This is a genomic window from Patescibacteria group bacterium (assembly GCA_018897195.1).
In the GTDB taxonomy this organism is placed as follows: Bacteria; Patescibacteriota; Patescibacteriia; order Patescibacteriales; family UBA12075; genus JAHILH01.
In genome coordinates, this window is record JAHILH010000004.1 from 59,108 (window position 1) to 86,072 (window position 26,965).

A 26,965-nucleotide genomic window follows, 5' to 3' on the forward strand; every position below is an offset into this window, starting at 1 on the left:
AACTTTTAATCAACTTACTAGAATCTATATGTTTTAATAAATTTAGCGTTCAATTCCAATTCTTTTTTTATAGACAGGAATGTCTTAATGTAAATTTTTGAGATAAAACAATAATTCTCCCAGTGACTGTCGCCATCATTGTGTTGATAATAAATATAATGGCCGACGGGACAAAAACAATATTTGGCGTAATGACAGCGAGCACAGCCTAGTCCGCTATTTTTTAAAAAACCATTTCTAAGCTCTAATAACAAATCCGCTCTTTTCTCGTCATCCAGTCCAGCCTCTGCACTGCCAACGATATATGTTGAGCGTTCAGCCTTTTTTAAAGAAAGCACCTTGTCGCATACATAAAAATCTCCATCGATATTAAGATTTATTTTATTACATTGCCTTGCCTTATCAAGATTTACTTCATTAACAAAGCTGTCTAATAAATTGTTCTTAAAAACATCTCCCCCAACGTCAAATAAGCCAATATAATACTTTTTAAATTCCTTAAAAAAATTGACCAAGTGCCCTAAATCATCACTACTCCACGTGGCGTACAAATCCGGTAAAAAATTAATGACAGAAAACTTCTTGGCGTGTAAAAATTTTATATTCTGCATCAAAGTCTTTATGTCACGCGGTGCAAAAACCAAGGAAGAGGTTATGCCTGACTGGTAAACGTCTATACTGTTTATATTTTTAAAAATCAACTCAAAACTAGAATTAGCAGATTCTTTTAAAGGGCGATTAGCGTCGTGACAATTCTTATCTCCGTCAATGCTTACCTGGATGTTAATTTTATTTTTTTTAAAAAACTCAATTTTATCTATATCCAAAAGCGTTCCATTGGTTGCCAATTTATAGCTAAGAGAAATTTTTTTCTCCTTAGCTTTATTTGTGGCATACTGATAGACTCTTTTTATTAATGAAAATTCTACAAGGGGCTCGCCACCCAAAAAATTAATCATTTTTTTCTGCCCCGGACCGTCCAATAAAATATCCACCGCTTTTCTAATCAGTTCCTCATTAAGGGTAGAATCTCCGTCGTCGGATCGGTCAACAAAACAATATTTGCAATTCAAATTGCACTTGCCGGTAAAGAACAGATTTAATACTGATGGGTTATTATTTAACATCCTCCTCATGTCTTTCAAACCATTTTTCAAATATTTTACGATATTTTTTATTTTTAAGTTTCAAAAATAAATAATCAAACATAGCCTTATTCATCTTGCAACGATCAGTGTTTGATAATTGTGGAAACAATGTCCCATATTCCATGAAATTAATTAAAGGACAAGTGCCACAATACGGCTTATAAGCACAATTCATGCAACTCACATGACCATCAAGAACCGACGACAAACAAGTAGTCTTTGTCACATCATTGTCTATCAGGTCATTATATCGACTCTCGTTTACGTTACCAATCTGAAAATTATCATATCCCATTTTCTTTGCCATTCTGCCTTCATCGCAAGTATAGACTCTTCCATCATAATCAAAGGCCATCTGGCCTATGCCGGCGCCACATGGGGAACGCATCTCCAAATAACCGGAGTCCGTACCTTGTAATACTTTTTTAAGTGCCAAAAATGACATTCTTTCTACAAACAATAGTCCCTCCGAATTTAATTTTAAAATATAGTCCATCGCCTCCTTATAAAAATCAATAAAATCCTCGATTTTATAGCCTATCACATCAATGTGTTGCTTTGCCAAACCGATTGGACTCAAGGGCCGCAAAAAAATATTCGTAAAATCACATTTTATATATTCATCAATTATTTCCTTGGCATGTGGCAAAGAAAAGCGACTTACGGTTAAAATGGCATTCAACCTATCAATATGTTTTTCCTCGGACTTTTTTCTATTCAGCTTTATAACCCCCTGAATGTATTTAATTTTTTTAACAACCGCATCATAGCTATTACCATCTTCTAAATATACCCTATTTTTATTATGAATATTTTTTGGTCCATCAAAAGAACAACTAATATTCACTCTATTCTCCTCTAAAAATTTCATCTTCTCTTCATCAATCAGTGTTAAATTAGAGACCAGGCTGATTTTTAAATCCTTTTTAACTTCCTTGTTTAGCTCCCGTGCGTATTTAACGATAAACTTTAAAACTGGCCAATTCAAAAGAGGCTCCCCTCCCTGCAACTCAATGCCAATTCCTTGCGATGGGGTATTAAACAGCACGTCAATAGTTTTCTTGGCCGTAATCTGTGTCATGTTATAACCGTTAGATTGATGACTCTCAGGCGTCGCCTGACAGTAAAGACAGCGATGATTACACCTGGCGGTCAGCACGAGAATAAACAAGCTCGGCCCGCTCATGGCAGACTGATTCATTCTGAGATATTCACCAGCCAAATCTAATATTTTCTTATCGTCTGTTTTGTAAAATCCCTTTACGACTAATTCATTTTTGACTTCTTTTTTAGCGATATCTTTTCCACCCACAAAATCATCAAAATCACTTTGACCTAAAATCATCCAACCGCCACTGGCGCTTGTCAACAGAACATCTTTGCCAATATTTCTAAATCTAAAAAATGCCAAATTATTGTTTTTCGTCATACATATTATTTTACGCTTAAAAAAAGAGCGTAATTTTTAAACTCATTACTTATACCCGCTACATCATCAACAACGGGTAATTCAACCTCATAATACTTTGGGGTATTTTTCAATAAAATCTTCTCCTTACTGATCCATGAAAATTCGCTCATTGTCGTTTTGATAGCGCCTTCACTATAAATAGCCTTATTAAATTTTAATAAATTTTTTTCTTTCATCTTATTAAAAACTAAATAATTTTTTTAATATTCAAAGAGTCTGACTCATAATCACCGCCATCGATTTTTTCTAGTTCCTTTTTTAAAGCCTCGATTTCTTTTTCAACATCCATAACTTCATTGTCATTGTTAATGGGCTCCTTTTTTTCCAGTGCTGCCGAAATTGCTCCACCAACAATGTATTCAATAACTTTCTTGTTTTGCTTTACCAAGTCTTCTCTTAATATTGTATTAAGTAATTCATTGCTAAACTCGCCTTTAATTTTTTCCAAATCTTTTTTACTTAAAATATCTTTCCCCTTCAAAACAACTAAGATTTCATCCTTGCTTGGCTTATCTAAATAAACATACACTCTATCAATAAAAACATAGCAGGTTTTCATTATTATGGCCTGCGAATAAACACTGGTTTTTACATTAAAGCTGATTTCATTATTCTCTATTTTCATTTTAATCTTCATAGTTTTGATTATTAATTCTAAAGTTAATTTAGCACAGCATTGCTATTTTGTAAACGACAACGAATTAAATTGCAACGGAGGTTTCTTCATCAATTAAGAAGAAAATATATACGAAAAAATAAATGCAAGCCAGGAACTTAAATATAATACGAATATCTGTTTTTCCTTATACACTTTTTTATTAACCAAATAAAATTGCCACAAACCAGCCAAAATAGACAGTACTAAGAAATAAATATTATTAACAACAAAATTAAATAATAAATAATTAATAAGAAAAAAAAGCCCAATTATTATTTTTGAATTTTTTAATCCGAAAAAGACCGGCAAGGTTATAATACCCTCTTTTTTATCCCCCTCATAATCTTTAATATCAATAAATTGAATAGCGGCCGTAAAACCAATTAAAAATATCAAAATTATTAACCTTGGAAATGTTTTTAAGTCTGGTAAAAAATAAGAATACCCCATGAATATCAAAACCAAAGAATTTAAAGAAATTAATAATTTTGAAAAAAAGAAAACCCGCTTCAATCGTAATGGCGGCATTGAATATAGGAAATAATTTCCGATGAACAAAACTTGATAAAACAAACTCTTATACCCGTTCAAGCTGGCAAAAAATAAAGATAGGGCAAGGGCAACCCAGGCTAATTTCTTATAAAAATCTAAACTGATTTTTCCTTGCACCAACGGCCTGTCCGTGTTTGATATTTTGTCAATATTATAATCAATTATATCGTTTGTAATCCCAGAGAACAACAGACCAAAAATAATGCCCATGGCGGAAACAAAGATCATGTCAGGACGCAACACGGCAAGGGCATCATTAACGCCAATTTGCATCGCACCAATGATAATGCCGAAAAAAAACATTAAAAAATAATGCACCTGTCTTGAAAATCTGGAATCTCCAATAATTATTTTAAACTTTTCTTTTTCAAAAAGGAAAAATAAAATTACCAACAACAAAATACTGAACACGGAAAAATAATTAATAAGAACATTGGTCATTACAACAAAACAATCATAAATTCTACAATACGGCAACACGATAAACGGTGTAGCGGCAAAAAGAAAAAATATATTATAGGCAAAAAACAGACCCATCATTGATCTCAAAACACTCTTTGTTTTTAAAATAAAATAAAAAAAGATTAACAATAAAAAAATACCAGCCTCGACTTTCAAACCAGGCGTAATCCCATTTTCAAAAAACTTACCGACTGGAAAAAAATATCGATAAATTAAATTAGTATCGACTCCTGGTATTAAATAATCCATATTTAAACCTGCCCCTCTACTGACAACTAAATCAATTAAAGGCGGGAGCAAGATTAAGCCGAATGAATGCAAGGCGATATTAATAATTTTCTTAAACGACTCCCTGGTAATAATTCTAATTAAAAAAATGAAAGACAAGGCTATGGCTGGAAAAAACATAACAAAATGCAAGTGCATTTCTCGGGAAAAAAGATTGTCAGTGTCAGCAAATGATTCCAAAAAAACCCTCAACAAGATAATAAAAAGAAAAGATAAAAAATGATAAATAGAAATATTTATATTTTCTATATGATCCACCACTCTTTTGAAGAGCTGCCACGCACTATGCATAATTTTATATTTATTTATAAAAACTAAAAATGAGTTTTCTAAGATTAATTTCAAATTTTTTAGCGCAAGCATCGCCACAAGGTTTATCACACCAGGAAATGAGTGGATTTTTCACCGGTCTTTCTATCATAAACCGATAACACCCTTTAGCGCTAGCGAAATAATCCCTTGCCTCATTTATTTTTTGAGCTTTTATCAAAAAGCCTAATTTTTTGTAAAATTCAGAATTATCGGGATAAAAAGCGCCTAACAATTTCAACACTATTTTTAGTTTATCATATTTACCCAGAATAAAAAACAAAGATGCTAACAGCTCATATAGATTAATCGAACGACCATAAAGACCGTTCGTCTTAATGTAAATATCACTGGGCCTAGACTTGATGTGGCTTTCAATTTCAGCCATGAAGCGAGCTACCTCCACCTCAACAGATAACCATTTATTTGAAACGCGAAAATCATAAAACTCCTTGGGCCAATATTTTTCTATGGGCAAAATTACCCTATCAATGTTAAAGCCTTTCTCATATTCGGTATTTATCTCATCTGAGATACCTGGTATAACAATCCGCACGGCTGGAAATTTCAGAATAGGGTGAGTTTGATCAATCACTATTAATTCCGTGTTCATTGATCGACAAATTAATTTTATTTGATCGACGTTTTTGGCAAAATCAAAATCAGACTCTTCACTCCAAATATCCTTCATATTAATTAAAGGCCCTTTTTCCAAGAAACCTAAATCTCCGGTGTAAATATTTTTTTTCGATAAATCTCTATAAGTATCCTCTGGTTCATAATCAACTCCACCTTTTTTAAACCACTCTTTCCAAATAATATCTTGCTTGGAAAATTCTTTTAATTCATCAACGCCATCCACGCCCTGAATGTACGATGTAAAACATCTCATAAGTGCCTCCCTATAATCAAATGCCACTTCAACGAACCAACGATAACCATTCTCTCTTTTACTAATAGGGTTCCTCTTATGGCTCAAGTTATCATTAATAAACAAAACACCTAAACAAGGAAATTGTCCCTTGAAAGAGCAATCTTTTATAATCACTCTTATTTTGTTTTTGTAGAAAAATTTAATCAATCTCAGTATATAAAGATCATTAATAGATCCGACATTAATAGATGGTAAATTCTTTTTTTCTTTTACCGTTTTGTGCAAAATATATCTTTCAAAAATTTCATTTGCTCCATGCACAATGGCTTCCTCAATTGTATTGCCGGAAGCCAATCCATTTGTTCCCGAAATTCGGTGCACCAATCTCAGGGGCACTTTTATTTTTTTATTTCTCGTTACAGAATAACCATCAACCCAATGTTGTGACACTTCACTATCCTTGATTAAGCTTATTTCTTTTTCTGTTAATTTCTGTTTCTGGAAGATACTTTCTATAGCAAGAATCTCCCCCTCAGCCATCAGGGCCTGCTCTGTGTTTACATAACCTTTTAAATGAGAAAAATAATAAAACTTAAAATAATCAGCACTTTTAAGCTGCTCATGATTATCCTGGCTTAGGATGGGGAAAAAATTAAAAAACCCGCAAGAAATTCGTTCGGCAAGTTCAGCATAAGCACTAGCCTTGGCCAGTTCACTAGTAATACCCTTTCCGTTCACGGCATAATTCAAGGCTGGCACAACAAGGGCGCCTGAATACAGATTATCCTCATAAAACGTCATGGGGGTATATAGCACGTCTAGCCCTATTTTTTTTAAGCCTTCTTCTATTTTTTTAATTGTGGTTAAGGGATTTTCAGACTTAAAAGTAGTTCCATCCTTAAGACACTTTTTAATTTTCATTCCATTTAAATATTATAGCTTTTTTAAATATAGATAATATATACCTTCTACTCCCTGATCTTTATTAAAAATAATTTTTTCTATCAAAAACTTATTAGAATCAAAAAGATTAATAACTTGCTCCTTGGTATACCCATAAACTGGCAACATGTCTACATAAAAAAGCGGCTTCATGTCGCGATTATTATCATTCTTAAAAATCCGAATAAACATATATCCACCCTTCTTCAACGATGTATAATAATTTTCTATAATTTTTTTATGTTTACCCGGGTGAGTAGAGTGCAAGCACCCAGCATCACAAATAACATCAAAAAAATCTCTCTTATACAAAATCGACACGTCGTGCACGCTAAATTCCCCAACGGGATTATTCTCCTTGCTATACTTAATTGCTTGCGGTGATATATCAATACCATGAACAACTAAATCATTAGCAATAAAATATTTAGAATTTTTTCCATGTCCACATCCGGAATCTAATATCTTGGCTCCTTTTTTAAAAAAATTATAATATTTTACAAAATCAACAACATGATTGTCTGCATTCACCGCCCCCCATGCCGCATTATCGGAATGTTTTTTGTAATATTCATTCCACAAAATATCCTCATTAATATAAAAGGGTAATTCGGGCGAATACACGAGCCGATCCGCGCTTAATTCTTCTATATTTTTATTAACTTCTTCATTTTTATAAAATATTGAATTTCCCTTAAAAATTAATTTTGTCTCTCCGTCGGCAAGACTGGCGCGAAAAACATATTTTGTACATTCAAAATTACATCCTGACAGAGGAAGACAATCAGTTTGAAGTGGGTCTGCACAATAGGCTGTTATGCATTTTCTCGAAGTGGAGACATACACAAAAGGATAATGAAGTGATATTTTTATTTTTTTATGCAATTTAAACTTATATCCCTGAACAACATTATCCAGCTCAACTCTAAAAATATCATTTTTAATTAAAAAATTTTGAAAGTCCTTACTTTCTAAATTACATGTTTTAAAATAATCTAAGTTTTTTAGGTCCGTCGTTTTAATTCGCACATCTCTTTTTATTGAAATCATCAATCGCCCTAAAATCGGCACCAAATTATATTTTTTAATAAGCTCAAGCACCCCCCAATCACTAAAAACAACTTCCGTTCTTACGGGCAAGAGCGGTAATATTTCGCGCAACTTTTCAATGCCATGGTCAGTACAATATGGTGTTAACAAAGTGAGTGTTAGACCATTCTTATGCACATATTTTAACAATGCTAAAACCTCCCCCTTGTCAGGAATAAGATTTTCACAAAACTCATTTCCAAAATAAAGATTTTGCACCTTGGACAAATCTGTTCTTTTTGCAATATTAAAATCTCTAATATAAATAGCATTTTTCATATTTTCTCAACCCTTAAATAGGCACCTACGACCACAATGACCTCCAAAAATCTCCTTGTAAAAAATCCTCACCAAATCTTCATATTTATCTTTGGGCAGATGCACATATGAAAGGGCTTTTTTTATAAAAAACACATAGCGCAACCTCTGCTTAAACGGAGTTTCTCTGTCAATTATTTTAACAGTTCTTATATTCATGCGAGATAACTCCCATAGGGCACATGCACCGCAATTATTAAACATTATTTTATTATAATTATTCAACCTTGTCGCTATCTCACTTTCACTTGCACAAGAGGAATCTAAATCTGGTATCTCAGTGCCACTAACGACAAAATTATACATGGAGCTGCAGGCATTTTTAGATTTATCACAATCAAAAACACCATGCGTAAACCTACACAACCCGTCCACATTCGCACAATCGCCACCAAAGATAAAACACTCGAAATCGAGATCGCTACGCTCATCAGTCATTTTTTTAATTTCACTTATACTGAAATGCCTAGGAATAACAATTTTTTGTAAACCAATTTTTTTAAAGAAATTTATCGCATTTGCGTTTTGAACATGTGCTCCAGTACTGGCAACGATGTCTACATCAGAAAATTCTTTTTTAAGTGCGAGCATTAATCCTAAATCAGCAACAATATAGCCATCAATTATTCCCTGATTAGCTCTAATAAAATCGATAATTTTCGCTATCTGCTCATCTGTATAAAAATGTTCATTAATAGCCAACGAAATTTTCTTGCCATGCTCATGCACCAAAAAACAAGCTTTTTTAAAATCTTCCAGTAGATTAAAATTTGCTGCTTTCCAGGGCCGTCTATTAAGCAACCCGGAAGATGGACCAAAAATAATTTCACTATCGAGACCGGCATAAAACATATCCGCTCCTATTTTTATCAGACTACTGACTTCGTTTAAACCTGCCAACGGGCAATTGATTTGCATCATTTTACCAATAGTAAATAATTTAAATTATTTAATAATTTTATTACATTTTTTATTATTAATGATAAAAAATGAAGTTAAGTATTGTTTTAAATTATTTGCTCACTTTTAAAATTTTTCCTAGAAAAAAACAATATCAAATTAATTACCACCACTGGAATCATTGCAAAAAAACCAACTAGCATAAGATTATACATTTTTAATGTTGCTGCATCAGAAAGAAATGATAAACATAATATTCCATAATACAGAACGGGAATTAACATAACAGAATCGCTTATTTTATAAATTGAGCGTGGAATAAAATATTCAAACACTCTAAAAATGCCGGTTGTAATTATTGCCACAGTAAACCAGCCAATAAAATTAACGAATGGGACACCAAAATACTGTCCCTTACTCAACCATGTCCAGACACCAAATTTTACCAATATAGGCTCCATAAAAATATCTATTGCGGTTACAAGCAAACCGTCAAAAATTATTAATAATGGCAAGATTATAAAATCATTTTTATCTTTGGTCGGCCTACTTTTTCCTATCCAATTTAAAAATGAGTTTGAAATTGAATACCCAATGTAAATGAAAACAGCCCAATAGAGTGGGACGAATAATGGAACATTAAATAATATAAAAGAAAAGTTTTGACCCTGATAAACATAGTCAGCACCAAAAAATGTGCCATAATTTATTCCAATTACTTCAAAAACGAAACTCGTTAATGCTGCCAATAAAATCAAAAAAAATCCCCTAGAATAAGTCAACGTCCAGCTACTGTGAAAAAATAAAAGAATAATCGGAAGATATATTTTAAGTATTTCAAAAAAATAAATAGAACTTCCGCCTAATACTTTATTTATAATATCAACTATGTGCAGTCCTGTTATTATAATAAAGAACAACCACAATATATTAGTTTTGTTTATAAAATCAATCTTATTCATAGTTTTATTATTTTATTGATAAATTTTAAATCCACGTAATGGTCTTTATTATACTAAGAATTACTATTTTTTACCAGAACTAGTTTCAGTGTCACACAATATGAGCCTAATGCTCTCACAAAATTCACATCCAAGACAAACCTTAAGGTTAAAAAATTGCCAACTCGGCAAAATTGACTTAATACTATAAGATGAGGTGAAATAATTATTTACATCAAAAATTATAACTAACAATTCAACGGAAATTGAAAACTTTTCGGCGAGAAAAAGCTATTATCGACCGTGGCGAAGCTATGGGGACGATGTTAATAACGGGAGTTGTTTTTATAATTTGAAAAAAAACAGCTAACACTAAAAGTTATGTCAAATATACCAAAATATATGAGAAAAAAAGTTTAAAGATGCTTAAAATTATACACTTTAATACTAATTAATCACAACTATCATAATTCGCCTTTCGGGCTTATTTTTGAATAAAAAAAACTGAATAGATGCTATTCTATCATATCCACTAATGCATATTGTTCAGTATTTAGACAAAAAGTTATATCTATAGTAAAATATTAAAATCACATACTATTAATCTACATTATCCTATGAATAATACTTACATCATCTCACTCGGAGGCTCACTAATTGTACCTGGTTGTGGCATCGATTATACTTTTTTGAAAAAATTCAAAAACCTCATCAATGCCGAAATTAAAAAAGGAAAAAAGTTTTATTTAATTGCTGGCGGTGGTCATACGGCTCGACAATATATTGAATCAGCAAATAAAATAACCAAAATCTCTGACGAAGACAAGGATTGGCTTGGCATACACTCCACTCGGCTTAACGCTCACTTAATCAGGACTGTCTTTTGGGATACCGCTCATCCGGAAATTATCAAAAATCCAACCATCCACCTTCATTCAACAAAAAATATAATCGTCGGTGGTGGCTGGAAACCAGGTTGGTCCACAGATTATGTCGCTACCATGATTGCCCAGGAATATGAAGTTGGCACCATTATTAATCTTTCTAATATTGAATATGCCTACGATAAGGACCCGAAAAAATTCAAAGACGCAGTAAAAATAGAAACTAGTAACTGGCCCGATTTCCGTAAAATTGTTGGCGACAAATGGATTCCTGGCCTTAATATGCCTTTCGACCCCATCGCCTCCAAGAAGGCGCAACAACTTAATTTGAAGGTCATTATTGCCGATGGGAAAAATTTAAACAATTTAAAAAGTATTTTAAATAATAAGAAATACAAAGGCACAACTATTGCCTAAATTTAAATTTATGTCTTCAAACATTTTATCCGCGGCCGTTATTGGTCTTGATGCGGAAATTGTTGAGGTTGAAGCGGATAAAGGTGGGGGTGAATTAGGCTCATTTACAGTCGTTGGCCTGCCAGATGCATCAGTATCAGAATCACGCGAACGTGTCCGCAGTGCTATCAAAAATTCCGGCTTTCATTTTCAAAAAGCGAAGATGACTGTCAATCTGGCGCCGGCTGATCTCAAAAAGCACGGTCCGAGCTATGACTTGCCGATTGCCATCAGTGTTTTGATTTCTCATGACAGCATTGAAACGCCCGTTGATATTGATAAGATGCTTTTTATCGGTGAACTCGCTCTTAGTGGTGACCTTAGACCGGTTAACGGCGTTCTCTCCATCGCCTTGAAGGCACAAAAGATTGGCCTTAAAACGATTTTTTTACCAGAACAAAACGCTCGCGAAGCAAAGTTGGTTAAAGATATTGAAGTTATTCCCGTTAAAAATCTCAAAGAACTTATTCGCCATTTATCAGGTAAAGCCAAAATTACACCCGCCCCCGAAACAAGCATCAATTTTTCAAATAACAAAATCATGCATGACATGTCACACATTCGCGGTCAAGAACATGTCAAAAGAGCGATGGAAATCGCAGCCGCCGGCGCCCATAATATGGCGATGAGTGGCCCACCCGGATCGGGTAAGACTCTAATCGCGCGCACGATGCCTTCTATTCTTCCCGATCTCACCATGAGCGAAGCTTTAGAAGTAACTAAAATTTATTCCGTCGCGGGCATGCTTTCCGCCAACGATTCATTGGTTACCAGTCGCCCCTTTCGCTCGCCCCATCATACTGCCTCAGCAGTCGCCCTTGTCGGTGGTGGTGCTTGGCCGCGACCAGGTGAAATTTCCCTCTCGCATCGCGGTGTCCTTTTTCTTGATGAATTCCCTGAGTTTACTCGCCAATCACTAGAAAATCTACGACAACCTCTTGAGGATGGTATTATCCATATCAGTCGCGCAGCTGGCAATCTTCAATTTCCGGCAAAATTCATTCTTATCTCCGCGATGAATCCTTGCCCCTGTGGTTTCTCTTCTGACCCGGAAAAAAATTGCTCTTGCTCACCAATGCAAATTAGTAATTACAAAAAGAAAATCTCCGGACCGATTATCGACCGTATCGATTTGCACATCGAAGTGCCCAGGGTTGCCTTTGAAAAACTAGCTGGTGAAGCTAACGGCGAAACGTCGGCTGATATTAAAAGACGCATTGAAAAAGCGCGTGTTATTCAAAAGAAACGTTTTGAAGGTACACATTATATTACCAATTCCGAAATGAGCAGTGAAGCCGTCAAAAAATTCTGCCCCCTTGACGACACCTCTACCCATCTCATGAAAAATGCCGTTGACCGCATGCATCTTTCTGCCCGTGCTTATTTCCGCATTCTCAAATTGGCGCGCACCATTGCCGACTTAGCTGAGATCGAAACAATCTCCTCTACCCATATTGCTGAAGCCTTACAATATCGACCAAAGATTGATGAAAATTAACAAAAATCCCCATTGCGAAGTGGGGATTTTTTATTTTGAAAATAAAATAAACTGTGTTATAATATTCACATATGAAAAAAAACTTTCTCTCACTATTAATCTTATTAATATTACTCCCAGGCTTTGGCTTTGCCTGTACCCCAGCCGCCGTCCAAGAACAAACTCAACCGATTGAGCTAAACTATTGGCGCGTCTGGGATGGACCAGATGCTTTTGAGGGCACTATTGCCAAATATAATGCCCTTCATCCTTTTATAAAGATAAACTACAAGAAATTTCGCTATGAAGAATTTGAGCAAAAATTATTAGAAGGTTTTGCTACTGACCGCGGACCAGACATCTTCTCGATTCATAATACCTGGCTACGAAAATACCAAAAGAACGGCTTAATCTTGCCAATGCCGGCAACAATCAGCATGGTTTATCCAATTGAACAAGGCACCATCAAAAAAGAAACAATTCTTACAGTCAAGGAAACCAAAAGCATTACCCTCAAAGAAATAAAAAATAATTTTGCGGACGTTGTTTATAATGACATAGTTATTAATGTAAATGAAAACAATAAAATTACTTCTCAGGTCTATGGCCTGCCTTTGTCAGTAGACACCTTGGTCATGTTTTACAATAAAGATCTTTACAACAATGCTGGCATCACAGCCCCATCTGCATATTGGGACGCTAAATTTCAAAGTGACGTCAAAAAATTAAACAAACAAAACGCCAAAGGAGAATTAATCCAATCCGGTGCCGCTCTTGGTGGCAGCAAAAACATTGATCGTTCTATGGATATTTTAGCCGCCCTCATGATGCAGAGTGGCGCCGAAATGCTTAATGACTCAGGACAAGTTAAATTCAATCAAAGTCCTGTTAACATGAAACAGACCAATTATGTTCCCGGCCTAGACGCAATTAGATTTTATACCGATTTTGCTAATCCTGGAAAAGAAATTTACAGCTGGAATAAAGACCTTGATAGCGCTCTCAATCTTTTTGCTGATGGCAAGCTAGCCACCATGTTTGGCTACTCCTATCACACGCCACAAATAAAAGCCTTATCACCAAAATTAAACTTCGCCATTGCTAAATTACCGCAGATTGAAGGCAATACACCGGTGAATTATGCTAACTATTGGGCTGAGGTTGTTTCCAGTAAGATTCTTACCAATCCAGAAAACCTTAAGAAGGGCGCCAAATACGCCAAGAATAAAGCCGACGCCGCGTGGGATTTTATCCAATTTGAAACCAAGGAAGAACAAGCCAAGCTCTATTTAGAAAAAACCAAAAAACCAACTGCCTTAAAATCACTTATCAATTCCCAAACTGAGGATATGGAAATCGGCGTTTCCGCGGAACAAATATTAACCGCTAAAAGCTGGTATAAGGGCAATGACGCTAACGCCATGGAAACTATTTTTCAAGAAATGATTGAAGAAGGCAATGTGAATCCAGAAAAAATTAAAAACGCCCTTGATATCGGAGCGCAAAAAGTACAACAAACGATTGAATAATTTTAAATTTACAACCTTATGAAAAAACTTCTAGCGAGCTATTTACTCGTCTCTTCTTTGATTATTATTGGCATAATGCTTTTTAATGGTCGGCAAATTTTAGCGGCCGACACAGTCATGACTGACACAACTGGGTTTACTACCGAAGACTGTAAAAGAGGTTGCGGAGACAAAATTGACGATCCTAAAGTACAAGCATGTAAACAATACTGTGGCGAATACGGACTCAATGACTTTGTACTTCTTGGTATTAAACTTACAAAAATAATGCTCGGCCTAGTTGGCACTCTAGCCTTTGGCGCCTTTGTTTATGGCGGGGTAATGTTTCTTATTTCTGCTGGCGACGCCGATAAAGTTAAAAAGGGCAAGCACGCCATGACTAGTGCTGTCGTTGGTTTAGTAATCGTCTTTTCTAGTTATTTAATTATTCAATTCACCCTACAAACACTTGGATATTTAAAACCGACAGCAAATTCAACAGAACCAGTAGATACCAAAAATTTTGGGAATAGTTGGAATGAAGTACCAGCACCACCAAAAAAATAAATAACGCAGTATTGTAGTACAATATATTGCCGTCGACTTTAAAATCACATTCCGCTAAACAACAAATATCAGTATTTATGTCTGAAAATTTTACCCTCAATAAAATAACTCCAACAAACGAGCAAATTGCCGAAGAGTTAAAAGCTACTCGCCTACACAATGGCATTAATTTAGAAAAAGTTTCTGAAAAACTCAAAATCAACATCAAATATCTCAAAGCCCTTGAAGCTGGCGAACTAAAAAAACTCCCCGCGGGAATTTATGGTCGTAATTTTCTCAAAGAATACGCTCAATTTCTTCGGCTTGATATTAATCACCTCTTAGAACTTTTTGACAATGAAATCGGTGAAAAAAATAATCAAAAACCTAAAAATATCTTTATCAAAAAAACCGGCAACGCCTACCACTTCATTACCATTCCAAGAATCATCAAAAACTTAATTATTCTTGGCGTTGTCGGCATCATCATTGCCTATCTTGGCTTTTCAGTTAATAATATTATTTCGGCCCCTGAAATGACGATTCTTTATCCTGACAAAGACACTATCACTGAAGAGCGCTCAATCACCATCAAGGGAAAATCAGAATCAGAGGCCAAAATTACCATCAATGAGGAAACCGTCCTAATGAACGCTGATCTCATTTTTGAAAAAACTATTAATCTTAAACAGGGCTTAAATGATATCGAAATCATCGCTCAAAAAAAATATAGCAAACAAAACATAGTCACCCGAAAAATACTCGTAAAATAAGGTAAAATTGCTTTATTCCCTGGAAAATTATATAATAACAGACGGAGGGGAAAAAAGACCTCTTTTTATTTACTTAAAAATATTTAACTTATAATTTATGAAACCTATGTCTACTGACAAAAAAGTAAAAACGACTGATGCGGACGGCAAATTTCAAGCTGCCCAATCAGCTATCGAACAAATCCAAACTCGTTTTGGTGACGGTGCTATTATGAAATTCGGCGAAGCGCGTAAAGTAAACGTCGACGCTATTTCTACCGGCTGTCTTTCTCTTGATTTATCCCTAGGAATCGGTGGTGTGCCCCGCGGTCGCATCATTGAAATCTACGGTCCTGAGTCCTCTGGAAAAACTACCCTAGCCCAGCACATTGTCGCTGAGGTACAAAAATTAGGTGGCATCGCGGCCTTTATCGACGCCGAGCACGCGCTTGACCCTGACTATGCCGAAAAAATCGGCATCAACATCAAGGAGATGCTTATCTCCCAACCTGACACAGGTGAACAAGCTTTAGAGATTGTTGAAACCCTGGTTCGCTCTAACGCCGTCGATGTTATCGTTATTGACTCTGTGGCTGCCCTGGTTCCACAAAAAGAAATCGAAGGTGACATGGGTGACCAGCACATGGGCTTGCAAGCTCGTTTAATGAGTCAAGCTTTAAGAAAACTAACTGGTGTTGTTTCTAAAACAAAAACTGTCGTTATCTTCATTAACCAAATCAGAAATAAAATCGGCGTCTTTTTTGGCAGTCCGGAAACCACTTCCGGTGGTAATGCCTTGAAGTTTTACGCTTCGATTCGTATCGAAGTTCGTAAAGCCGCTCAAATCAAGCAAGGTGAAAAAGTTATCGGCAACCGTGTCAAAGCCAAGGTAGTGAAAAACAAAGTCGCTGCCCCTTTCCGTACTTGTGAATTCGACATTATGTACAATGAAGGCATTTCCGTTTCCGGTGATATCCTAGATATCGGCGTCGCCAACGGTGTGATTGCCAAAAATGGCAACTCTTATTCTTTTGGCGAAATAAAATTCGGCGTCGGCCGTGAAACAGCCAAGCGATTTATTGGCGCTGACAAGAAATTACTAGCTGAACTGAGAAAGAAAATTATTGCCACAATCGAGGCCAAGGATTTAGACGAACAAAATAAGAAATAAAGAATTATCACATAAAAAAAGACTTCGAAATTTCGAAGTCTTTTTTTTTATTATCTTGAAGTTTTATTCTCTCTCAGAATACTCACCCGTATCAGTATTAATCCGAATCACATCGCCCTCGTTGATAAACATCGGCGCATTGATAGTCGCTCCTGTTTCGAGTTCGATTTGCTTAGTCACACTCCCAGCGGAGTTACCTTTTACTCCAGGAGGAGCCATGGTTACTTTTAGAGAAACCTTGATTGGCAATTCAACGCCAACTGGTTTGCTCGAAAAATAAAACACATCCACATCGATTCCTTCTTTCAAGAATTTAATCTTGTCACCAATTTGCTCCAAAGGAATTTCAAATTGTTCAAAACTCGCGTTATCCATGAAAAAAGCGTTGGTCTCATCTTTGTACATGTAGTTAGCTTTTTTCTTTTCCGTATCCGCCGGCTCAGCCTTGTCATTACCCTGAAAAGTCTTGTCCAACATGTTGCCGGAAATAAGATTTTTCATCTTTACTTTCAAAACAGCACCGCCGCGACCAGTTTTATGATGATCTGTTTTGGTAATAGAGTACGGCTCATTATTAATAACAATAATTTTACCTACTTTGATTTCGTTTATGCTTAGCATATTTTTTAATTATTATTAATAAGCTATTTCACAAAAGGCAATAAAGCCATGATTCTTGAGCGCTTGATCGCATTCGCCAAATCTCTTTGGTGCTTTGAGCAAGTACCAGTCTTTTTACGAGGCTGGATTTTTTTATAAATGTTAATAAATTTCTGCAAAGTTCGAGTATCCTTATAGTCAACTTCCGCGATCTTGTTTGCACAAAAATAACATTCTTTTCTTGTTGTTGTTTTGTCCATATTATTTATTAGTTTAATTTAATTTAGTTTAGAAAGGGATATTCTCCACTTTTATTTCATCTTCAAAGTTCTCGTCTGGCATTGAGCTTGATGGTGATTGACCTTTTGGCTCAAATGAACCACCGCCTGAACCCTTAGAGTCAAGCATAATCATGTTATCAACAATGACTTCTGTTCGATATTTCTTCACGCCGTCTTGTCCAGCCCATTCACGAGTTTGTAATTTGCCTTCAAGATAGACCTTTGATCCTTTTTTTAAATACTGTCCGATTACTTCCGCCAATTTTCTCCACGCCACTACGTTGTGAAATTCAGTCTTCTCTTGCTTTTGTCCGGATTGATCAACCCAGGTAGTTCCAGTTGCCACTGAAAAGGAAACAACTGATTGTCCGCTTGGAGTAGTTTTTAATTCAGGATCACGAGTCAAACGACCGATAATCATTACTTTATTTAAATCCATATTTTTGTATTTTTAAACCATCTATTAATATAAACAATTTAAAATGATAATAAATATTTAGTTAAACTCTCTTTTGGTCACTTGATGAAGATTATAGCAAATCATCAGTTTCCAAAATCTTGTCCAATTTATCGTCCAAGTCTTGTAAGTTGATATCTTTTTTCTTGCTCACTGCCTCTTCTTGAGCAACTGCCTCTGATTTAGCTGGCGCTGCCACTTCGTCACGTTCCTCTTTGATCACTGCTCTCTTTTCACCAAAAGCATCTTTAAAGATTTTCTCAGCTTTGATCTTCTCGGCTTTAATTTCTTCAACAGTTTTTTTCTTGATAGACACAATTACATGTCGTAATAATTCACTCGACAATCTCAACTCATTATTAAGACCATTAACGTCTTTTCCGGCCATATCAAATTCAACTAAGAAATAATAACCATGACCAAAATGTTGGATTGGATAAGCTAATTTTTTCTTACCCCAATCTTCAGAGTAAGTTACAGTACCGCCGTACTTTGCAATGAGCGCGTCTACGTTGCCACAAATAGGCTTGATTTCCTCTTCTGTATATTTATTACTAACAATATACAAAAGCTCATAATGAGGAATCTCAGATGATTTCACTTTTGACATTTTTATATTTACAAATTCTAATGCGGGTCAAATAACCAGAATATAAAATTTGTTTTAATTAAGTTAAATTTAAATTTATAATAAAAAATCCCAAAAAGTATTCTTTTCGGGATCTTTGTGAGACCTGTAGAGAGAATACCTTTAATCACGAATTAACCGTGATTATACTACCTAAATTTGGCAATATGCGGGAAAGGTTTATATTGATTTATAGAAGTAATCTAACACTATTTCCAAAAAAAAGCAAGTCATGCTACAATAAAAAAGTATTTTGTTTTATATTAGCTAATAATAACTAAAATTATGCTTTTCTTGTACATCTTAATCTTTCTAATTTTAATTTCTGTAGCCTATACCACCTATTCTTTAGCTCCCTGGGTACCTTCTTTTAAGAAAGATTTTCCCAGAATATGTAATTTGGCTAATTTTAAAGAAAATGATAAATTCTACGATTTAGGTTGCGGCAATGGTAGTTTAGTGCTTTACGCTGGCAAGTATTACCCAATTAAAGCGATTGGCCTAGAGTTATCGATTCCCCTATATTTATTTTGCAAAATAAAACAAATAGCTGCCAAAAATGCCACTTTTAAGTTTCAGAATATTCTCTACGCCAATTTTAGTGACGCCGATGTCGTTTACCTTTTTCCCCTTTGGAAGAACACAATTAAAAAGCTAAAAACTAAAATGGAAACAGAACTAAAACGAGGTACTCGCGTAATCACCTACACCTTTCCAATAGAAGGCTGGATTCCGGAAAAGATTGATAAGCCAACAGATAAGGATTTAAGTGTTTATCTATATATTATAGAGTAACAGTTTGACAAATCGTTCAATACCTGCGAGCATATAGAAATTAAATAGCTCTTTCTAATTAAATAAATTTCAACATACAACCAGCTTGGAGGAAGTGCAATGAGTAGATTTGGCGCATTAAAGATTTTTTCCGGAACTGCTAATCCAAAATTAGCAACAGATATTTGTAGACATCTTAATATAGATCTTTCTCCAATATCCATAAATTTTTTTTCTGACGGTGAGCTTGATATTGAAATTGGCGAATGCGCTGACGGCAGAGGTGTAAGAGGTGATGACATATTCTTTATTCAACCAACATGCGGTCCAGTGAACGACAACCTGGTGGAATTAGTCTTGGCAATTGATGCATTTAAACGTGCATCTGCCGGGAGAATTACAGCTGTTATTCCTTATTATGGATATGCGCGTCAGGATAGAAAAGTACGAGCCGGTGTACCAATTAGCTCCAAGGCTATAGCGATAATGATTATGGGCGCAGGAGCAAACCGAGTTATTTTCATGGATTTGCATGCCCCACAAATTGGGGCCTTTTTTGAAATTCCCGTTGATCATCTTTATGCCTCACCTATTATCATCGATTATCTTCGTGCGAATCTTAAAGACTTCATTATGGTGTCACCAGACGCTGGAGGAGTAGAAAGAACCCGCGCCTACGCTAAACGACTTAACGCCGACCTTGCCATTATTGACAAACGACGTGAAAGAGCCAACGTTGCCGAAGCAATGAATGTCATCGGTGATGTTCGTGGTAAAAGAGCCGTCCTCGTTGACGACATGGTGGACACTGCAGGAACTCTGTGTGAGGCCGCCGCAATTCTTATCAAAAATGGCGCCACAGAAATTTACGCAGCTTGCGGACATGGCGTTTTGTCAGGCCCGGCAATAAAGAGAATCAATGATTCTCAGATTAAACAGTTGATAGTTGTTGACACAATTTCACAAGAGGAAAATGTTAAAAAATGCAACAAGATTAAGGTGTTATCAATAGCACCAATACTTGCTAAAACAATTACTGAGGTACATAAAGAAGGGACTGTTAAGGCTCTTTTTAAATGACAAAAACTCCAAAAGCGTTCCAAATAATCGGAACGCTTTTTTCTTTACAATTTGCAATTTTTTAAATAATCATTATAATAAGCATATGAAATATTTCTTCGCCCTGGGCAACAATCCAACTCTTTCCGTCGCTGAACTCAGCGCTGTTTTGCATTTCAAAAATATGATTTTGAGTAAGAATATTTTAATAGCGGACACGGACGAAATTAACGCATCTGAGCTAATCAAGCGATTCGGTGGCACGATTAAGATTGGTGAAGTAATTGAAGAAAATACCGATCGTAATAAATTACTTGAAAGTATTTTGAAAATCATTACTCCCGCCACCGAAGGTAAATACAAATTCGGCTTGTCTTATTATGGCGATAAGAAATTCAACGACAAACCGATTGGCATGGAAATCAAAAAATTTCTCAAAGAACAAGGCATCAGCTGTCGTTGGGTTATTAGCAAAGAAAAAGTTTTATCAAGCGTCGTGGTAGAGCAAAATAAATTAACCGGCAAGGGTGATGAGATTGTCTTAATTGAAAATGGCAAAAATATTTTTATCGGCAAAACTTTGGCCGTGCAACCATTCAAGGAGTTATCATTCCGCGACTACGGCCGTCCAGGGCGCGATGACGAGTCTGGCATGTTGCCACCAAAGCTGGCGCAGATCATGATTAACCTCACTAAGACTCGCGACTCGATTAAAGATATTACCTTGCTCGATCCATTTTGTGGCTCTGGCACTGTTCTCACTGAATCAATTTTAGTTGGCTACCAAAACTTAATCGGCTCTGATTTATCCGCCAAGGCAGTTAATGACACCAAAACCAATATTGAATGGATTAAAGATACTTACCGCTTCACTATTCCGCCCTACGAATTAATCAACGAATCAGCGACGACAATTTCAAAAAAAATTAAATCTAATTCAATTGATGCGATTGTGACTGAACCCTTCCTTGGTCCGCAACGTGGGCATTTAGATATTCGTAAGGTAACGCAAGACCTAGAATTACTTTATAACCAAGCCCTTCAAGAATTTAAAAAAATATTAAAGAAAGATGGCGTGATCGTTATGCTTTGGCCAGTCTTCATGACCGGACGCCAACCGCAGCCGATTAATCCCGATATTTCTGACTTCAAAATTATCAACCCAATCCCTGGCATTTTAATGAATAATCAAGTTATAAATCTAACTGACCGCGACACGATTATCTACGGCCGCGAAGGCCAACGCGTCTGGCGCGAAATTGTTGTTCTGAAAATTGCTAAATAAAAAACAGCCCTGGCTACAACCGGGGCTGTTTTTTTATACTCCACCTATCTTTATTTATTATGCAAGAAATGCACAACGTCGCCATCTTGCATGACATATTCTTTCCCTTCAATCCGCATTAAACCTTTTTCTTTGGCTGCAGCTTCCCCGCCAGCCTCAACATATTTTTCCCAATTAATAACCTCTGCTCGCACAAAACCTTTTTCAATATCTGTGTGAATCTCACCGGCCGCTTGCGGCGCTTTCGAGCCAACCTTCACTGTCCAAGCGCGTGTTTCCTCTTTTCCAGTTGTCAAAAAAGTCATCAAGCCCAATAATTTATATGAGGTTTTAATTAATTTATCCAAACCACTCTCGTCCAAGCCTAGTTCTTGTACATACTCTGCTTGTTCTTCCTCTGGCAAGCTCGCAATCTCGTCTTCTAGTTTAATATTCAAACTTAAAACTTCACCATCCCATTTCGTTGTATCTAGCGGTCTTGAAACATCAGATGTATTTACTACGTACAGAATTGGTTTCACTGATAACAAGTTCAAAGACTTCACAATTTTTTGTTCTTCCTCATCGAAAGTCATTGCCCGCACCGCCTTACCTGCCTCTAGTTGCGTTTTTATTTTTTCGACAATATCTCTAGTTTTAACCGTCAACTTATCACCACTCTTTGAATCCTTCACCAAGCGATCATATTTCTTTTCAACTGATTGCAAGTCCGCCAAAATTAATTCCAGATTAATTGTTTCCCGATCATCTTCAGGGTCGATTTTATTATTAACATGAATAATATTACTGTCTTCAAAATTACGCACCACCTCACAAATTGCATCACACTCACGGATGTTGGCCAAAAATTGATTACCCAAACCTTCGCCCTTGCTCGCACCCTTAACTAAGCCGGCAATATCAATAAAATCAATCGTAGTGGGGATTAATTTTTTTGATTGAGAAATAGCTGACAACTTTTCCAAACGTTCATCAGGTACTTTCACGACACCAACATTGGGATCGATGGTACAAAAAGGATAATTCGCCGCTTCGGCTTTCTTTTTTGTTAAAGTATTAAATAAAGTAGATTTTCCCACATTTGGCAACCCAACAATTCCGATAGATAATGACATGAAATTAAATATTAGTAAATTAACTATTTTTGTGGCGGAATAAGAATTCCTGACCATACAAAAATCTTGTAGCTTTTATATATCCTAGCAAATTTATTCTAGCTTTACAAGATTTAAACATAGGTATAAAATATAGAATGATTTTAATCTAAATTTAATCTTTTTGTAATATAGTAAGAATAGATTTATAACTTACGATTAATTTACTCATTTGCGTTATATATTGTCCTAAAAAGCAATAAGATTGGCGTAAAATAACCAAACATATGACAATACTCGTCGTCGAAGATGAAATCAAAATCTCTAAATTCATTCGAAAGGGCCTAGAAATGGAACACTACACTGTTGACTTCGCCTATGACGGCGAAGAAGCACTTGAAAAAGTCCAGATCAATAATTATGATATTATTATTTTGGATATTATGATTCCAAAAATTAATGGCATTGAAGTATGTCGTCAGATTAGAGAAAATAAAATTGACACACCGGTAATTATGCTCACGGCCAAGGATACGGTCGATGACCGCGTCAAAGGGCTTGACGTTGGCGCCGACGACTACTTAACAAAACCATTTGCTTTTGGCGAATTGGTTGCTCGTATCCGTGCCCTATTACGCCGGGAAAAAATGGTTAAACCAACCAGATTAGAAATCAGCGACCTTATTCTTGACCCACAAACACACGAAGTTCACCGTGGCGGTAAAGAAATTGCACTATCTAGTAAAGAATACAAGCTACTCGACTATATGATGCGACGACCAGGTCACGTTTGCACACGCACAATGATTGGTGAGCATATTTGGGGATACAACTTTACTGACGACTCCAATGTCATTGATGTCTACATTAGCTACTTGCGCAAAAAAATCGACAGTGGTTTCAAAAGTAGGCTCCTGCATACAGTTCGCGATGTCGGCTACAAAATTCAAGACAAAAGTCTAAAGAAAGTATAATATGACTGAACCAAAAAAATTGAATCATGAAGAGGATAATGCTGCTATTGCATCCCTAATGAAAACAATTGAAAAATCCAAGAAACAATATGAACAAGCAATCGATGCTATCCAAGATAGTATTTGTGTTGTCAATCGAAATTTTGAAATAACGAGCTGTAATAAAGCCTTCGCCAACAACGTCAATCTTCCCATCCAAAAAATTAAAGGCTTGATCTGTCGCAATGTCATTCCCTGTTTCAAAAACAATCTCTTCTCCACTCATTGTATACTGAATAATGACTGCAATACTTGTCCGACTCAGAAGGTTTTTCTAGATCAAGAATCCACTACGCTCGTTCAAGAATTCGTGGACAAATCTGGTAAAATTAATTACTATAAATTCAACCTATTTCCTATTAAAAATGAGAATAACACTATTGACCAAGTTGTTTTTGTGATTAAAGACATAACAGAAAATAAAATAACCGAAAAGAAAATTGAAGAGTTGAATAAAAACTTAGAAATAAAAGTAAAAAAAAGAACTGAAGAACTTAATCAAGCTAATAAAGAACTCAAAAGAGAAATTAAATTAAAATCAAATTTTATCTCAGATGCTTCCCATGAATTACGAACACCCCTAACCATTATTCAAGGAAACATCGATTTAGAGGTCCATGAATTAAAAAGCAAGAATAAAAAAATCCCTGAGCTATATGAAATAATCCAAAAAGAATTAACTAGGATGACCGGTATTTTAAATGATCTTACAGACCTTACCAACTCCGACGCCAAGACAGAAAAAATCGAGCAGGAAATAGTCAGTCTAAATATTATTACCAAAACTGCTGTACGCTCATTAGACATTCTGGCTAAACAAAAAAATATCAAACTAGAACTTGCCAAAAACAATCCTAATATCAATATTATTGGCGATGAACAAAAATTAGAAAAATTATTATTAAACATTATCAGAAACGCCACTAAATATACCGACGTTGGTGGTTGGATAAAAGTTCACCTTGAAGAAAAAAATAAAATTGCCAAAATCATAGTCGAAGACAATGGCATTGGTGTTCCCCCGGAAGATTTGCCTTATATTTTTGAAAGATTTTATCGCGTTGATAAAGCTCGCTCTCGTCAAGAAGGCGGGACCGGCCTTGGTCTCTCAATCTGTAAATGGATTGCCGAAGCTCATGGCGGCAATATCCAAGTAGAAAGCCAAGAAGGGGTAGGAACAAAGTTTATTTTAGAATTACCAATAACTATATAAATAAAAAGCTCTGACCAACATCGTCAGAGCTTTTTATTTATATTTGACACAAAACATAATAAGGATTATGATATAGATATACCTCCACCCCAGGTATAGGTAATAAATTATTAAACACACTTATGGACTACAATAAAACAATTGCGATTAACTTTAAAAAGGCCAAAAGCTTAATTGCCAAACTTGAAACAATGTTAGAGCAAAAAGAATACTGCATTGACATTATGCAACAAAATCTTGCCGCGATTGGAATTTTGAAATCTGCCAATCAACAACTTCTGGAAAAGCATCTAAATTCCTGCTTCAAAAATGCGATGGCTGCCAAAAATGAAGCTTTAAAACAAAAAATGATTGATGAAATAATTAAAGTTAACAAACTAGCTAAATAAATTATATGACGCAAATTAATTTTAAAATTAATGGCCTTCATTGTAAAAGCTGCAAAGCTCTAATTGAAAGCGAGGTTAAAGCCACCAATAAAATTGAAAACATTAACGTTGACCACATTAGCGGTGACACTTCTTTGGATTTTGACGGCAACATTGAAGAGATTTACAAAACCATCGAAGATCTGGGCTATGGCATTGTCAGAGAACCCAGCGCCGCTGATTCAAAAAAAAAAGATGTTGTAGCCGGTGTCATAACTAAAGAACAGAATCAATTTCTAGTCCCTGGTATTTCCCTGGCTTTGTTTATACTAGCTTATTTTCTGATTCAAAAATTTGATCTATTCAGGATCATGTCACAACTAAACGAAGCAAGTATTAGCTATGGTGTTATTTTTGCCATCGGTCTCTTAGCAAGCTTTCATTGCATTGGCATGTGTGGCGGACTTATTATAACTTATACAGCCTCAGGCAAACTCGATGAAAATCAAGAAACTAAAGACTCAAAAATAAAAAATCTACTGCCGCATATTCAATATAATCTTGGGCGCTTAATCTCCTACACCGTCATCGGTGGCGTCTTGGGCGGATTTGGCTCTTTCTTCGGAGTCAATCCAGTCTTTGCCGGCATTATGACAATTTTTGTCGCAATTTTCATGCTCTTAATGGGAATTTCACTATACTCTGAACACAGATTTTTAAACAAGATTAAATTAAGCACACCAGCATTTATTGCTAAGTTCATTTTTAGCAATAAACACAATCAAAAACCAAAAGGACCATTTATCATTGGCATTCTTACTGGCTTTATGCCTTGCGGACCATTACAGGCGATGCAATTATTCGCCCTTGCCTCTGGCAGCGTTTTTAATGGCGCGATGGCGATGTTTCTTTATTCCCTTGGCACTATTCCGCTCATGCTAGGCTTTGGCACTCTAATTAGCTCCATTAGCCATATTAAAATTAGACAACTCATGAGATTTTCCGGCGTATTGGTTGTGCTCTTGGGTTTATTGATGGTCAATCGCGGTTTGGTAAATTTTGGTTATGGATTTAACCCATCGATGCAAAAAAATACGCCGGTGCAAACATCAAACACCGACAAAAATTCCAAAGAAGTTCAAGTAGTTGAAATGGCTGTCACTTACAACGGTTATTCACCCAATGTTTTACATATCAAAAAGGATATACCAGTTAAATGGATTATTAAGGATAAAGGTATTACTGGTTGCACCAGTGCTATCAAATTATATTTACCAGAAGGCACAATTAATAAAAACTTAGTTCAAAAAAGTGATACCATTATCGAATTTATACCGACGCGGGCCGGCGAATTAAAATTCAGCTGCTGGATGAGTATGGTTTGGGGTAAGTTTATAGTTGAATAATTAAACTCCCGCCGTCGCTAATGCTATGGCGTGGCAAAGTA

General features: G+C 35.6%; 27 protein-coding genes. 13 read left to right on the plus strand and 14 right to left on the minus strand.

The window, feature by feature from the left end:
- Nucleotides 1-17: 17 nt before the first annotated feature.
- The 9 genes from KKD45_03600 to KKD45_03640 all read right to left on the minus strand — a co-directional run bounded on the left by KKD45_03600 (nt 18) and on the right by KKD45_03640 (nt 9,973).
- Entirely contained in the window at nt 18-1,127 is a 1,110-nt protein-coding gene (locus KKD45_03600; GenBank protein MBU4309583.1) for a 4Fe-4S cluster-binding domain-containing protein, read from the minus strand.
- On the minus strand, nt 1,117-2,577 hold the full coding sequence (hxsB, locus tag KKD45_03605) for a His-Xaa-Ser system radical SAM maturase HxsB (protein MBU4309584.1): 1,461 nt from the start codon (nt 2,575-2,577) through the stop codon (nt 1,117-1,119). The genes KKD45_03600 and hxsB overlap by 11 nt, the downstream gene beginning before the upstream one ends.
- A gap of 5 nt (nt 2,578-2,582) precedes the next feature.
- Complete coding sequence (locus tag KKD45_03610; GenBank protein ID MBU4309585.1) at nt 2,583-2,795, minus strand: hypothetical protein; 213 nt, start codon at nt 2,793-2,795, stop codon at nt 2,583-2,585.
- A gap of 11 nt (nt 2,796-2,806) precedes the next feature.
- Complete coding sequence (gene hxsD / locus KKD45_03615) at nt 2,807-3,256, minus strand: His-Xaa-Ser system protein HxsD (protein ID MBU4309586.1); 450 nt, start codon at nt 3,254-3,256, stop codon at nt 2,807-2,809.
- Between the two features lie 93 nt (nt 3,257-3,349).
- Nucleotides 3,350-4,870 (minus strand): UbiA family prenyltransferase, encoded by a 1,521-nt coding sequence (locus tag KKD45_03620; GenBank protein ID MBU4309587.1) that lies wholly within the window; start codon nt 4,868-4,870, stop codon nt 3,350-3,352.
- A gap of 10 nt (nt 4,871-4,880) precedes the next feature.
- On the minus strand, nt 4,881-6,683 hold the full coding sequence (locus KKD45_03625) for a YcaO-like family protein (protein ID MBU4309588.1): 1,803 nt from the start codon (nt 6,681-6,683) through the stop codon (nt 4,881-4,883).
- Between the two features lie 12 nt (nt 6,684-6,695).
- Nucleotides 6,696-8,072: a class I SAM-dependent methyltransferase gene (locus KKD45_03630; protein MBU4309589.1), complete on the minus strand. Its 1,377-nt coding sequence runs from the start codon at nt 8,070-8,072 to the stop codon at nt 6,696-6,698.
- Between the two features lie 6 nt (nt 8,073-8,078).
- Nucleotides 8,079-9,029, minus strand: a complete 951-nt coding sequence (locus KKD45_03635) for a U32 family peptidase (protein MBU4309590.1) — start codon at nt 9,027-9,029, stop codon at nt 8,079-8,081.
- A gap of 89 nt (nt 9,030-9,118) precedes the next feature.
- Nucleotides 9,119-9,973, minus strand: coding sequence for a carotenoid biosynthesis protein (locus tag KKD45_03640; protein MBU4309591.1), 855 nt, complete (start codon nt 9,971-9,973; stop codon nt 9,119-9,121).
- 596 nt (nt 9,974-10,569) lie between these two features.
- Between KKD45_03640 and pyrH the strand changes: the two genes are divergently transcribed.
- From pyrH to recA, 6 genes are all read left to right on the plus strand, one after another.
- On the plus strand, nt 10,570-11,253 hold the full coding sequence (pyrH, locus tag KKD45_03645) for a UMP kinase (GenBank protein ID MBU4309592.1): 684 nt from the start codon (nt 10,570-10,572) through the stop codon (nt 11,251-11,253).
- Nucleotides 11,254-11,263: 10 nt separating this feature from the next.
- Nucleotides 11,264-12,790, plus strand: coding sequence for a YifB family Mg chelatase-like AAA ATPase (locus KKD45_03650; protein ID MBU4309593.1), 1,527 nt, complete (start codon nt 11,264-11,266; stop codon nt 12,788-12,790).
- 71 nt (nt 12,791-12,861) lie between these two features.
- Entirely contained in the window at nt 12,862-14,298 is a 1,437-nt protein-coding gene (locus KKD45_03655; GenBank protein ID MBU4309594.1) for an extracellular solute-binding protein, read from the plus strand.
- Nucleotides 14,299-14,316: 18 nt separating this feature from the next.
- Nucleotides 14,317-14,844, plus strand: a complete 528-nt coding sequence (locus KKD45_03660; protein ID MBU4309595.1) for a pilin — start codon at nt 14,317-14,319, stop codon at nt 14,842-14,844.
- 77 nt (nt 14,845-14,921) lie between these two features.
- Nucleotides 14,922-15,596: a helix-turn-helix domain-containing protein gene (locus tag KKD45_03665; GenBank protein ID MBU4309596.1), complete on the plus strand. Its 675-nt coding sequence runs from the start codon at nt 14,922-14,924 to the stop codon at nt 15,594-15,596.
- A gap of 106 nt (nt 15,597-15,702) precedes the next feature.
- The gene (gene recA / locus KKD45_03670; GenBank protein MBU4309597.1) at nt 15,703-16,746 is read left to right on the plus strand and encodes a recombinase RecA; all 1,044 of its coding nucleotides are present in this window, start codon (nt 15,703-15,705) and stop codon (nt 16,744-16,746) included.
- Between the two features lie 63 nt (nt 16,747-16,809).
- Here the strand turns inward: recA and efp are convergent, their stop codons facing one another.
- The 4 genes from efp to rpsF form a co-directional block, all read right to left on the minus strand.
- A complete protein-coding gene (gene efp / locus KKD45_03675; protein ID MBU4309598.1) occupies nt 16,810-17,367 on the minus strand; it encodes an elongation factor P in 558 nt (185 codons plus the stop codon).
- Between the two features lie 23 nt (nt 17,368-17,390).
- A complete protein-coding gene (rpsR, locus tag KKD45_03680) occupies nt 17,391-17,606 on the minus strand; it encodes a 30S ribosomal protein S18 (protein ID MBU4309599.1) in 216 nt (71 codons plus the stop codon).
- A 28-nt stretch (nt 17,607-17,634) separates the two neighbouring features.
- Nucleotides 17,635-18,066, minus strand: coding sequence for a single-stranded DNA-binding protein (locus tag KKD45_03685; protein ID MBU4309600.1), 432 nt, complete (start codon nt 18,064-18,066; stop codon nt 17,635-17,637).
- A 91-nt stretch (nt 18,067-18,157) separates the two neighbouring features.
- A complete protein-coding gene (gene rpsF, locus KKD45_03690) occupies nt 18,158-18,694 on the minus strand; it encodes a 30S ribosomal protein S6 (GenBank protein ID MBU4309601.1) in 537 nt (178 codons plus the stop codon).
- Between the two features lie 303 nt (nt 18,695-18,997).
- Here rpsF and KKD45_03695 point away from each other — a divergent pair, with 303 nt between their 5' ends.
- From KKD45_03695 to KKD45_03705, 3 genes are all read left to right on the plus strand, one after another.
- Nucleotides 18,998-19,507 (plus strand): class I SAM-dependent methyltransferase, encoded by a 510-nt coding sequence (locus KKD45_03695; GenBank protein MBU4309602.1) that lies wholly within the window; start codon nt 18,998-19,000, stop codon nt 19,505-19,507.
- 99 nt (nt 19,508-19,606) lie between these two features.
- Nucleotides 19,607-20,566, plus strand: coding sequence for a ribose-phosphate pyrophosphokinase (locus KKD45_03700; GenBank protein ID MBU4309603.1), 960 nt, complete (start codon nt 19,607-19,609; stop codon nt 20,564-20,566).
- Between the two features lie 85 nt (nt 20,567-20,651).
- Entirely contained in the window at nt 20,652-21,830 is a 1,179-nt protein-coding gene (locus KKD45_03705; protein ID MBU4309604.1) for a hypothetical protein, read from the plus strand.
- A 50-nt stretch (nt 21,831-21,880) separates the two neighbouring features.
- Here the strand turns inward: KKD45_03705 and ychF are convergent, their stop codons facing one another.
- Nucleotides 21,881-22,945, minus strand: a complete 1,065-nt coding sequence (gene ychF, locus KKD45_03710) for a redox-regulated ATPase YchF (protein MBU4309605.1) — start codon at nt 22,943-22,945, stop codon at nt 21,881-21,883.
- Between the two features lie 266 nt (nt 22,946-23,211).
- On the opposite strand from ychF, the gene KKD45_03715 reads away from it, so the two are divergent.
- The 4 genes from KKD45_03715 (at nt 23,212) to KKD45_03730 (ending at nt 26,924) form a co-directional block, all read left to right on the plus strand.
- Nucleotides 23,212-23,898, plus strand: coding sequence for a response regulator transcription factor (locus KKD45_03715; protein MBU4309606.1), 687 nt, complete (start codon nt 23,212-23,214; stop codon nt 23,896-23,898).
- Nucleotide 23,899: 1 nt separating this feature from the next.
- Nucleotides 23,900-25,150, plus strand: coding sequence for a PAS domain-containing sensor histidine kinase (locus KKD45_03720; GenBank protein MBU4309607.1), 1,251 nt, complete (start codon nt 23,900-23,902; stop codon nt 25,148-25,150).
- Between the two features lie 122 nt (nt 25,151-25,272).
- On the plus strand, nt 25,273-25,539 hold the full coding sequence (locus KKD45_03725; GenBank protein ID MBU4309608.1) for a metal-sensing transcriptional repressor: 267 nt from the start codon (nt 25,273-25,275) through the stop codon (nt 25,537-25,539).
- A 5-nt stretch (nt 25,540-25,544) separates the two neighbouring features.
- The gene (locus tag KKD45_03730) at nt 25,545-26,924 is read left to right on the plus strand and encodes a sulfite exporter TauE/SafE family protein (GenBank protein ID MBU4309609.1); all 1,380 of its coding nucleotides are present in this window, start codon (nt 25,545-25,547) and stop codon (nt 26,922-26,924) included.
- Nucleotides 26,925-26,965: the final 41 nt, after the last annotated feature.